At 36.6% G+C, this 12,601-nt stretch carries 5 protein-coding genes; 3 read left to right on the top strand and 2 right to left on the bottom strand.

What is annotated here, in order from left to right:
- Window positions 1–74: 74 nt before the first annotated feature.
- Window positions 75–2,690: a glycoside hydrolase family 3 C-terminal domain-containing protein gene (locus PMI10_RS10220; protein ID WP_007807408.1), complete on the bottom strand. Its 2,616-nt coding sequence runs from the start codon at window positions 2,688–2,690 to the stop codon at window positions 75–77.
- Window positions 2,691–2,996: 306 nt separating this feature from the next.
- Here PMI10_RS10220 and PMI10_RS10215 point away from each other — a divergent pair, with 306 nt between their 5' ends.
- Window positions 2,997–7,337 carry a hybrid sensor histidine kinase/response regulator transcription factor gene (locus PMI10_RS10215; protein ID WP_007807406.1) on the top strand — a complete coding sequence of 1,447 codons (4,341 nt, stop codon included), beginning with the start codon at window positions 2,997–2,999 and terminating at the stop codon, window positions 7,335–7,337.
- Window positions 7,338–7,451: 114 nt separating this feature from the next.
- Here the strand turns inward: PMI10_RS10215 and PMI10_RS10210 are convergent, their stop codons facing one another.
- A complete protein-coding gene (locus PMI10_RS10210) occupies window positions 7,452–7,772 on the bottom strand; it encodes a GIY-YIG nuclease family protein (RefSeq protein WP_007807404.1) in 321 nt (106 codons plus the stop codon).
- Between the two features lie 692 nt (window positions 7,773–8,464).
- On the opposite strand from PMI10_RS10210, the gene PMI10_RS10205 reads away from it, so the two are divergent.
- Together PMI10_RS10205 and PMI10_RS10200 are read left to right on the top strand one after the other, a co-directional pair.
- A complete protein-coding gene (locus tag PMI10_RS10205; protein ID WP_007807402.1) occupies window positions 8,465–9,280 on the top strand; it encodes a hypothetical protein in 816 nt (271 codons plus the stop codon).
- Between the two features lie 82 nt (window positions 9,281–9,362).
- Window positions 9,363–12,581: a SusC/RagA family TonB-linked outer membrane protein gene (locus PMI10_RS10200; RefSeq protein ID WP_202948185.1), complete on the top strand. Its 3,219-nt coding sequence runs from the start codon at window positions 9,363–9,365 to the stop codon at window positions 12,579–12,581.
- Window positions 12,582–12,601 lie beyond the last annotated feature (20 nt).

Here is a 12,601-nt window from a genome sequence, read left to right as displayed (position 1 = left end):
TTCTAGCCTGCACTGAGCGGAGAGTCGAAGTGTGTTGAAAATAATTACACCCAACGGGTTAAAATTATAAAATACTATCTCTCCAATAACACTGTCTTACCAGTCACATTGAATCTTCCATTTTGTGTGTCTTCAGAACCATCGGGTTGTTTTCCTCCCACAGAGATCGTAAACCATCCCGGTTCTATTACACGCTGTCCCTTTTTATTTATTAAGGATAGCTGTCTTGGAGTGATTGTAAAACGAACCGTTTTTGTTTCCCCTTTTTTTAGGTTAACACGCTCGAATCCCTCTAATTGCAATATCGGGCGTGGAGTAGACGCTTTTTCATCTTTTAGGTACAATTCAATGACTTCGTCTCCGTCACGTTCTCCAATATTCGTCACGTCAACCAATATTTCAAAGTCTTTTTCAGGAGTAACATTCGTTGGGAGTTTTAAGTTACTGTATTTAAATTTGGTATAGCTTAAACCAAATCCAAAAGGATAAAGAGGTTTCTTTTGAAAATAACGATACGTACGGCCTTTCATATCATAGTTTTCGAAAGCCGGAAGCTGCTCTGTTGATTTATAATATGTAACCGGTAGTCGGCCTGCTGGATTGTAGTCACCAAAAAGTACATCAGCAATTGCATTACCACCTTGTTGACCCGGATATCCGGCAGTTAAAATTGCCGGGACATGATCATTTGCCCAATTTATGGAGAGTGCACTTCCGTTTATTAAAACTAAGATGACTGGTTTTCCGGTTGCTGTCATCGCTTTCATCAGTTCTTCCTGATTAGACGGTAAGTCAAGACTGGTACGATCTCCACCTTCAAAACCATCCGCTTCGACTTTCATTTCTTCACCTTCCAGACGTTCATTTAGTCCCAATACCAGAACTATAGCGTCTGCCTGACCGGCAACCTGAACAGCTTCCTGTAACACGTTTTCTTGTGGTTCAGCCCATAAAAGCTGTGCGATTGCATCGCCATAGAAGTTTTGGTATTTGACCGTTATTTTGTATTTTTTTTCGGCTTCCAGTTCAATTTTCTGTGGACGAATTCGGGGATGATGGTTATTTTTTCCCCCTGATGTTTTTCCTGTTTCGATTTCGATAGTCATAAAGGGTTTAGACCATTCAGAAATGTTGTAAGTTCCGGTTTTTGGTGCAATAATATAACCGGTCCATTTTACACTATAGTTTCCCATTTTCAAACGAGGGTCAGGAGTATCAATGTCCCAATGAAAATCTATAGTGTCATCAATACGGGTAAAAAGCGGTTTTCCCTGCCATTCCGTATTGTCAAAATATTCTCCGGTTAAGCCTTGTATTCCGTTTTCGTTTTGAAGGTAAATTGATGGAACAACTTTCATTGCCGGAACACCTTTTGCAAGATCTGTTCCTTTTGCATACAGCACTTTGGTGTTCGGCTCAAGTTTGTTTTGAATCCCTTTTAAAACTGTTATTGGGTTGCTGGGAACACCACTGTAATTTCCCCATAATGACTGTACATCATTTGCATTTGGTCCTATTACGGCAACCGTTTTGATATCCCTGGAAAGCGGAAGTGTATTATTCTGATTTTTCAAAAGAACAATACTTTTTTGAGAAGCTACCCGAGCCAGCCAGTCGTGAGCTGAATTGTTGTTTACCGAATATGGAATCTGTGCATAGGATACTATTTCTTCAGGATCAAACATACCTAATTTAAAACGGGCAGTAAACAAACGTTTTACGGCAATGTCAATATCGGCCTCACTAATTAACTTGCGGTCAATGGCTTCTTTTAATGATTTAAAACTGCTTCCACACTCCAAATCTAAACCGTCTTTTAAGGCCAAAGCAGAAGCTGTAGCCGCATCGCCGGTAATTTTGTGATATTTCCAGATATCAGTGACAGCGCCGCAGTCTGATACAATATAACCGTCAAATCCCCAAACATTTCGAAGGATATTGAACAGAAACGGGCTGGCACTGCATGATTCTCCCCGAAAGCGGTTATAGGCTCCCATTACTGAATAAACATGACCTTCTTTTACCAAAGTACGGAAAGCAGGAAGATAAGTTTCGTAAAGATCAATATCACTGGTTTCAGCATTGAACAGGTGACGGGATGGCTCCGGGCCTGAATGAACTGCATAATGTTTGGCTGTGGCAATAACTTTTAGGTATTTCTCATTGGTACCCTGAAGGCCATTGACGTATTTAAGTCCTAGTTGTCCGGTAAGAAAAGGATCTTCGCCATAAGTTTCGTGCCCGCGGCCCCAGCGGGGGTCACGGAAAATGTTGACATTAGGTGACCAGAATGTTAATCCCTGATACATACCGTGTTGCCCTCGTCTCAGATATTCGTGATGTTTGGCACGGGCTTCATCGGAAATAACATTTGCAACATCAAAAATTAATTGACGGTCCCAGGATGAAGCGATTGAAATAGATTGTGGAAAAACAGTTGCGTATCCCGCACGGGCAACACCATGTAACGATTCGTTCCACCAATTGTATTCCGGTACGCCAAGGCGTTCTATGGCAGGTGAGGAATCCATCAATTGACTGATTTTTTCATCTATGGACATTCTGGATACGAGATCATCAACACGCTGTTCGGTTGTTAAATTTGGATTCTTAAACGCGAAGTTTTCCTGTGCGAAAGTGTTTAGTGCCAGAAAGTTTAGCATAAACACGAGACAATATACTTTTCTCATTGAGTTTTCCTGAAATATTTAGGTTATAGTTTTTTTGGTAATGATTTTTTTTAATCTAAAAGATTATGGAATAATTCATTACTTTTCTAAGTACAAAATTAAATGTTTATATCGCCCAGCCTGGGATAAATTGCTATTTAAAGGACGTTGTAAAGCTTGCCGTTACGTTTTTAATTTTTGCATAATACATAAAAAGGGTACAAAACACTATTTAAGGGGTGGTATTTAGCTACTGACAGGGTGTATTTTAGGTTAGGAAAAGAATTTTGATATTTTTGTGCTTTGCTTATGCTAATAAAAATATAAATGTTGAAACGAAACATATTTGTAATTTTTCTTTATTTGATTTGTACACTTTGTACGTCTCAGCCATCCGGCATTTTGACTCATTTTTCAAATGATCTAAAGTTAAGTCAATCACGTATTCTTGGTATTCAACAAGATGAAAAGGGATTCATTTGGCTGGGAACTTTCAATGGCCTGATTCGTTATGACGGAAATACTTTTCAAAATTTTAAGGTAGAGAAGGGAACCTCATTAGACTTAATGTCGAATCGGGTATCTAAATTTAAGTTTGATAAAAAAGGACGGATTTGGATTCAGTCTGAAAAAAATGATATTTATTACTTCGATACACATCAGCTAAAATTTCATTCTCCAATTGAGGAAAAATTTCTTAAATCTTCCAATACTGCCCTTCAAAAGTTTAAAGTAATGCCATCCGGAAGAGTATGGCTGTTTCCTGAAGACAAAAATTTCCTGATCGCTTTTCAAAATAATAAACAAATTCGAAAGATTACTTTTGACCCCGCAAAACATTGTGGCATAATTCGGGATGCTTTTGAAGATACTTTGGGAACAACCTGGTTTTTAACTGATGCCGGCATTTGTCGATTAAATAAATCGGGTACTGCCCCGGAATATTTCTTTTTAAATATGCCCGGACATTCAGGAAAGTCTTATTCATTCAATTCTGTTCTGGAAACAGGAGATGATATATGGTTTGGAGGCGAGAAAGGCAAATTTACACGTTACACTAAAAAATCCAGTACTTTCTTTGATTTCGATCTGGGTATAAAGGAGGATATTGCTCTAATAAAGCTTGTGGCTAATAGCAAAGTGCTGATAATAACGAGAGGGCAGGGATTTTATTTTTATGACATAAAGACCGGTAAACTGGATTTTTATAATAGTAAAACGTTACCCGGTTTTCCTGGCGAGAAAGTTAATTATTTAGGAGTGACCCATTCACGTCAGTTTTGGTTTGAAACGCCAAATTCAGGTGTATATCAATTCGATTTGGTTACCGGAAAGTTAAAACATATGGAGGTTGATTCCAGTGGTCCTCCTGTGGTTGGTGCAGAGCAGAAAAGTTTTCTGCTTACTTCGCCTCACGGAACAGTCTGGATTCAGTCACATAAAGGGCCATTTTCATATTGGGATGAAAAACAGAACAAATTATCTTCTATAATCAGATGTATTAAGGAATCAAAAGAGACAGTTTCTGATGTGATGCATACAGCAATGTTTGACAAATTAGGCAATCTGTGGTTTTGTTCATTCAAGCAGGGATTAGACCTGATAACTTTTAATAATCGTAATTTTTCAACATTAAACTTACACTCATCGGGTGATGGCAAAAAGCAAAACGTCCGGAGCCTGATGAACGACAAAAATGGTAATCTTTGGGTGGCCAGCCGTTCAGAAAAAATTGCAATATTCGATTCTCAAAAACAGAAGATTGGATTATTAGGATCTGATGGTAGCCTGTCTAATGGAAGTCCGGGATGGGGAGCTGATATTTACAGTATGATGCAGGATGCCAACGGCAGAATATGGATTGGAACACGTGGTAATGGATTGTTTTGCCTGACACCCGGAGGACAGTCTTTTAAATATAAGGTTAACCATTATAAATATAATGAGAAAGATATTTATAGCATTAACTCTGATGATATTTATAAGATTTTTCAGGCATCAAATGGCCGGATTTATGTGGCTACATGGGGAGGAGGAATTAATCTCATCCGTCAGTCTAATAATGGATTGCGCTTTATTAACCATAAGAACGAACTAAAAAACTATCCAATAAAAAATGCTGATAAAGTTCGTTCAGTAGTTGAAAACAAAGAACATGAATTGTTCTTTATCTCGTCTTATAAATTGTTTTCTTTTTCCCCTGAAAATAAATCGCCTGATAAAATACAATTCAAAGAGTTTTCACAGGTTTCGGGCAATGATATTTTGGATATTCTGATAACCTCAGATAACCGATTAGCATTGGCAACCAATGGGAAAGGTTTAATTTTGGCCGATTTAGATAAGCAGGGCCAGTTAAAAGTTAAATCTATTTGGAACAAAAATATTGCTTTCCCAATTGAAGGAGTTGTGGCATTGCAAGAAGACAAATTAGGCAAAATTTGGCTTATGAGCGACAATCAGGTTGTTCGGTTTGATCCCAAAAAAAATAGTGCCGAAACATTTCCTGAACTGAAATCGATTATTGGTACCGAAATATTTTCAGAAGCGACAAAATGCCGACTTTCAAATGGTGAAATTGTTGTAGGGTATTCAGATGGAGCACTTTATTTGAATCCTGAGGCTATTAAGCCTTTCCAATTTAAACCTTATTTGGCGATATCGGGGTTTTCAGTTAATGATAAACAATTACACGAAATAAATCCTGAAACTCCCGGAAATCCGGATTTAATTAAGGAAGTTACGCTGGAACATAACCAGAATTTTTTCAGGGTTCAAATTTCGGCTTTAGATTATATTAAAAACGAGAACATTGTTTATCGTTATAAGCTGGAAGGAGTTGATAAACAATGGAATTATCTTAAAGGCGGGCAGTCGATTAATTATACGAATCTGGACCGTGGAAAATATACTCTTATTGTGTCTTCTACAAATGGTCACAATTTATGGGCAAATAATGAAAGGCGAATTGAAATTACTATTCGTCCTTCAATTTGGGGAACCAACGTAGCTTACTTCTGTTATCTGTTATTGGCTATTGGCTTGTTTTTAGTGGTTCGACGTGCGATTGCAACAATCCTGAAACTTCGCAATGATGTGAAGCTGCAGAAACAAATGAGTGAATTAAAATTAAAATTCTTTACCGATATTTCGCATGAAATCAGAACTCCTCTTACCATGATTACGGCACCTTTGGAGATAATGCTTTCGGATAATGATATAAAACATTCCGTGAAAGACCAGCTCCGAATTATTGAAAAACACAGTAATAAGTTGTTGAATTTGGTTAATCAGATTTTAGATTTGAGGAGAATTCAGGACAGAAAGCTGGTGGTAAGTGAAATAAATTTAGGGGAATTTGCAGCTAAAATATGTGAAAATTTTAGTGAAATGAGTGTACAGCGCAATATACAACTGAAACTGAATATTAGTGATTCAAAACCGGTTGTGTGGGCTGACCCGGATAGCCTTGATAAAATTTTGGTAAATCTGCTTTCAAATGCTTTTAAATATTGCCATAAAGGAGATACAGTTCAGGTAGAAGTAGAGGAATCTGAAAAGCAGGTTGTTCTAAAGGTTATCGATAACGGGCCGGGTATTAGTCCGATACTTCAAAAACGATTGTTTATCCGTTTTTCAAACTATAATGAAAATCCATATAACCCGAGTACGGGAATTGGTCTTTCTATTGTGAAGGATTTAGCAGATAAACATGGTGCAGATATTTTAGTTGACAGCGTGCCGGGTAAAGGAAGCAGTTTTCAAATTTGTTTCTTAAAAGGCTATAAACATTTTACTGAAGATGTGGATATTTTATTTGAGGAAGATGAAGCGGATTTAGTGAATGATGTAAGATTTGAAAGTGAGCCGGACCTAGTACCATTTGAAGAAGCTGAAAAAGAAATGCCTGTCGGGCTGATTGTAGAAGACGATCCGGAATTAAGAGGATTTATCGTTTCTGTTTTAGAAAAAGAGTATACAATTTATGTGGCAGAAAATGGTGTTGAAGGAAATTTGAAAGCCGCAGAATTATCTCCGGATTTTATCATCAGCGATATTATGATGCCTCATATGGATGGTATAGAAATGCTTAAATTAATTCGGGATAATTTTGCAACCAGCCACATTCCGGTGATTTTACTTAGTGCAAAAACAGCAATTGAAAGTAAATTGGAAGGAATGGAATATGGTGCTGATGATTATATAACCAAGCCGTTTAACGTGAGTTTTTTAAAAGCAAGGGTCAAGAATGTTTTGGAACAGCGCTTACGCCTTCAGCATTTGTATTCCACAGGCAATATGACTGAAATTTCAGAAAAGGAACCATTGCAAATTTCTAATAAGGATCATAAGTTCATGTTTCAGGTGATTAAATTGGTAAAGGAAAACATGTCTAAATCAGATTTTTCAGTTGATGAATTAGGGAAATTAATGTGCATGTCCCGAGCCAGTTTCTTTAATAAACTTAAAAGCATTACAGGAGTTTCGCCAGTTGTATTTATTCGCGATATGCGATTGAATGAGGCCGCCGAACTTATTAAAAATGAAGATTTACTGATAAAAGAAATTTGCTTTGAAGTCGGTTTTAATGACCTGAAATATTTTGGAAAATGCTTTAGGGCGAAATTTAGTTGTACTCCGGCTGAATATCGCCGGCAGTTTCGTTAGATAAACTTAGTCGAAGGCTTGTCTGCACTAAAGTTTTTTTTTGGATTACACTAACTTATTGGAACGGGGCTTCGACTCCGCTCAGGATAAACTTAGTCGAAGGCTCGTTTAACACTATGTTTTCTGTATGTAGTTTTTATGAGTCGTTTCGTTTAAACATTCTGAAAATTTTTTCAAATCTTCCCATTTATTATTTATTATCGATTCCTTCTTTTTTCTACTCCAGCCTTTTACTTGTTTTTCAAATGCAATAGCTTGATTTACTTCATTAAATTCAGCACAAAAAACTAATTCTAATGGCCTCTTATAAAAAGTATAGCATTCTTTATTTATTCCAAAATTATGTTCATTTAGTCTTCTCTCTATATTATTTGTCATCCCGGTATAATAACTATTGTCAGAGCATTTTAAAATGTATACCTGATATTGTTTCATTTTTATATAAGAATTTAATTATCATTAAAAGTAGGAAAAGTATTTTAATAAAGTAATTAAATTTCTACGTTTGCTTACATCCTTGAGCAAAAGCGAAAGCACACCAATTGGAGCGGGCTTCGACTCCGCTCAGCCTGACAGAAACGTAGATTTTGTGGCTAACACAAGTGTTATCCTGAGCGAAGTCGAAGGCTCGTGTACTACTAATTTTTTTATATAGCTATTTCATTTTTGAAGTATCAATCCTGAGTCCTTCGACAAAAGCTCAAGATAAACTTAGTCGAAGGCTTAATAGTAAAGAGAGCTTCGACTAATAGGTTATTAATTCAATCTTTACTCAATCCTCAAAAAGCTTGTTTGAATTAAGATTGTGTAAATCTGTTTTTATTTATACTTATTTTTTTACAAAATGTAAAAAATATCTTAATTATTTGTCAATTCACCAATTTAACTACTCGAATTAGCGATTTCACCCTCCTTGAAAAGCAATATTTACACCAAATTACGATTCACTATCTCTAGTTTTGCTCCATAACCAAAAGCATTTAACTATTTCTTAACTAACTATTAACAAACCAACCTTATGAAACAAACCAACACTTTCATTCTATTATTAATGATCATAACGACAGTCTCCTGTAGTCAAAATACTGACCAGATAGTAAACAGTTTTCAATTTTAATAATATGAATATGAAAAACATAAAAAAACTAATACTCGGAGCAGGTGTACTTCTTTTTATGATGACTTCCTGCTCTGGTGACGAAATGAAATATGAACCTTCGGTTGTGAGAGATTATGAGCTTCAGCTGAACGGCAACCCCTGGAATATAAATGTAGGTATTTCAACAAGACCTATTTTTATTTATAAAGATAACGGGGATTATTTTGGTAACTACAGTTCGCTCTATCGTTTTGCACTTGAGAAAGGAAGTTACAGGTTTATTGCCTCCGATATTCCGACAGAAATGGTCCTTTTACCGGTTAATCTAAATGATTTTGTCGTTCCTCAATCAATCAATGCCGATCAAAGGGTGGATCTGTCTGCTGCTATGCCATACCAGTCTCCATTTGAGGAAAAACTTACTATGAACATTCTTACGAGAACGGGTACATTACGTTTAAAGTCAAAAGACATTGTAGCAGATCCAGGTTATTCTGTCATAAAAACAACTGTTTTTGTAAAACGTACCGGATACAAAGTCTCTGACGAAACCTTTGTGAAAGGAGATATGGCTGTTTCCAGATCTAAGAAAACGACTACAGGAGGAATTAATTACTTAGACGATTTTATAGTATTCCAGACTGGTGAAGCAGCGAATAATGTTACTATTCGTATAGAGTTTATGACAGCGGATTTAGTTGTGGTAAAAACAAAAGAATTTGAAGGTTCTTTTCCAATTACAGGAAATGGAGTTACTAATATCGATTTTAACCTGAATGATCCGGATACACCCATTATTAAAGATTATGTGGTGACCATTGATGGAGTTGTACAGACCAAATAAATAAAATCCAATGATGTACAGATTTAAAAAAATAAATCTAAATCTAAATAAAAATATAGCAGTTATGATAAAAAAACATATCATGAGCACCTTAATCGTCTTGTTCCTTACGATTAGCGGTTATGCTCAGGAGCAAGCAACTGTGACGGGAGTTGTGAGAGATAAAATGGGCTCGATTCCAGGCGCAACGGTTAGTGTGAAAAATGAAAAATCAAATACTTCCACTGATTTTGACGGAAAATTTTCCATCAAAGTAAACAACCCTAAAACAGCTGTTTTGCTGGTTAGGTTTATTGGTCTGGAAGATATAGCGGTGCCTTTAAATGGGCGTACTTCCGGAATTAACATCGAGATGAGAGAATCGACTAGTGAATTGAATGAAGTAGTGGTAATTGGTTATGGTACACAAAAACGTGGTAACCTGACCGGTGCAGTTTCCAGTATAAAAGGGACAGTATTAGAAAAGGTTCCAACCAGTTCTGTAGCTGAAGCATTAGTTGGTAAATTGCCGGGTGTTCAGATTACTTCGGCTGATGGTTCTCCGGGTTCTGAAATAATGATACGAATTCGTGGAGGAGGTTCTATTACTCAGGATAATTCCCCTTTAATTTTGGTTGATGGGTTTGAAGTTGCGACTCTAAATGATATCCCGCCAACGGATATCGAATCGGTAGAAGTATTAAAAGATGCCGCATCTACTGCTATATATGGTGCCCGTGGTGCTAATGGGGTTATTTTGGTAACCACAAAAAATCCTAAAATAGGGAAGGTTTCTGTGAATATAAACAGTTATATGCAAATCAAAACATTAGCGAATCGTCTGGATGTAATGGATCCGTATGAATATGTTACGATGCAATATGAGTATGAAAAAGGAAAAACCTCAAATCCAACTGCTTTTTACAATCGTTACGGGCAGGCCAATGAAATGTATATTTATAAAGGTGACAAGGGAGTAGACTGGCAGGACGAAATTTTTGGCAGTAACCCAATTGCTAAATACCTGGATTTTAGTATGAATGGCGGCAATGAAAAAACTAAATTTAAGTTTGCGGTAACCAATCAGGATCAGCCCGGGGTATTAATAGGAACCGGTTTAAAGCAGACCAACATGAACCTGACCCTTAATACTAAATTGTCTGATAAATTTACTTTTGAATTTCAATCCCGTTTTATAAATCAAACAATTGAGGGATCAGGTACTGAGGGGGTTAGTTTGCTTAGCGCAATACGCCAGGCACCTACACTTGGCTTACAGGATTACATGACATTGCCTGAAGATGACACTTATTTTGATCCGGAAGATTATGAACCTGTTACACGTTTCAATCCGATACAGGAAGCTGCAAAAAATTATCGCGATCGTACTAAACGTACTTTCAATACAGTTGGAGCATTAACCTGGAATATAATGAAAGGACTGAGCCTTCGCAGCTCGTTCGGTTTTGAATACCAATATGAAGAAGACGGACGTTTTTGGGGTGTAGGGACTAAAACTGCAAATGAGAATAATAGTCTGCCGGTAGTGGGCTGGCAAATGACTCAAAGCCCTCGTACACAATTAAATAATGTCTTAAATTATAATTTTAAAATCGATACACTTCACGATTTTCAGGTTATGGTGGGGCAGGAAATGAAGGATCAGCGTAGTGCCAGTAAGACTTATACCACTCGTTATTTTCCGGAAACGATTACAGGAGAAAAAGCATTGGATAATCTTGCTTTGGGAACGCCTTATCAAAACGGATCGAAAGAAGGTTCACCTAATAAAATTTCATCTTTCTTCGGTCGTGTAAATTATGGTTTTGATGACAGGTATCTTGCAACATTTACTATTCGTGCAGATGGTTCGACAAAATTTGGCCCGGATAATCGCTGGGGAGTATTTCCGGCTGCAGCATTTGCGTGGAGAATGTCAAATGAAAAATTCTTAAAGGATAGTGAAACCATTTCGAATTTAAAATTGCGTTTAAGTTACGGTGTTTCGGGTAATGACCGAATTGATGGCGATTTGTATGCAAAATATTATGGTGTTTCACAAGATAAATCAGTAGGTTGGGGAGAGAGTAGTCATTATTACTATAATTTTTATAATCCTAACCCAAGTAAGAGTGTAACTTATTTAAATAATCCTAATGTGAAATGGGAAACAACTTACACGGCAAATTTTGGTATTGATTTTGGTTTTTTTAAAGAACGGCTTACCGGTAATATCGAAATTTACCAAAACACTGTAAAAGATTTGTTAGTGCCTTCTGATATTCCCGGATCATCAGGTTTTAGTAAAATTATGACCAACGTGGGGCAGACATCTAATAAAGGAATTGAATTTGCAGTTAACGCCAACGTGGTTCAGCAAAAAGATTTTCACCTGGATTTAAATTTCAATATTGGATTTAATAAGAATAAAATTGATGCACTTTCAACCGGAGAGAATGAATGGATTCTTAGTTCAGGATGGGCAGGAACGCAATTGTTGAATGATGATGATTATCGTGCTTATGTTGGAGGTACAAAAGGTTTAATTTACGGTTTTGTAAATGATGGTTTTTATACCGTAGATGATTTTAAATCATTTGACCCGCTAACTAAAGTCTGGACACTTAAAGATGGTGTGGCAAACTCAAAAAATCTGTCAGGTGATCCGCGTCCCGGAAATGCTAAATTTAAAAAACTTACGCCAGTTGACGCATCAGATTCAAATACGTATGTAATTGGTGCGAACGACAGAAAAGTTATTGGAGATACTAACCCAAAATATTCAGGAGGTTTTGGACTGAATGCAGTATGGAAAAGTTTTGATTTCTCTACTTTTTTCAATTTTGTATATGGGTTTGATGTTTTCAACGCAAACAAAGTCATGATGACTTCCTGGTATTCAAATACCCAAAATAATTTAGGGATGGAAGTATCGCTGGATAATCGTTGGCGTAATTTTGATGATATGGGGAACGATCTCCGTTATTCACCGGCACTTTTGGCCGACTTTAATAAAGATGCCACTATGTGGAATCCAACTTCAATCGGTCGTCCTATTGCTTCGTCTTATGCAGTCGAAAAAGGTTCTTTTTTACGATTGAATACACTTTCATTAGGATATACAATTCCTTTGGATGTAACCAGGAAATTAATATTTAACAGAGTTCGTCTGTATGCAACCGGTTCTAATTTATTTGTTTGGACTAATTACTCAGGCTATGATCCAGAGGTTAATCTATCAACAGGATTAACACCTAACGTTGATTATAATGCGTATCCAAGAACAAGAAACTACACTTTTGGAGCTCAGTTATCATTTTAATTAAATTAAATTTTAAAATT

The sequence above is a fragment of the Flavobacterium sp. CF136 genome (genome assembly GCF_000282055.1).
GTDB lineage: Bacteria > Bacteroidota > Bacteroidia > Flavobacteriales > Flavobacteriaceae > Flavobacterium.
Note: the sequence above shows the minus strand (reverse complement) of the source record. Positions and strands in the feature narration are given on the sequence as shown.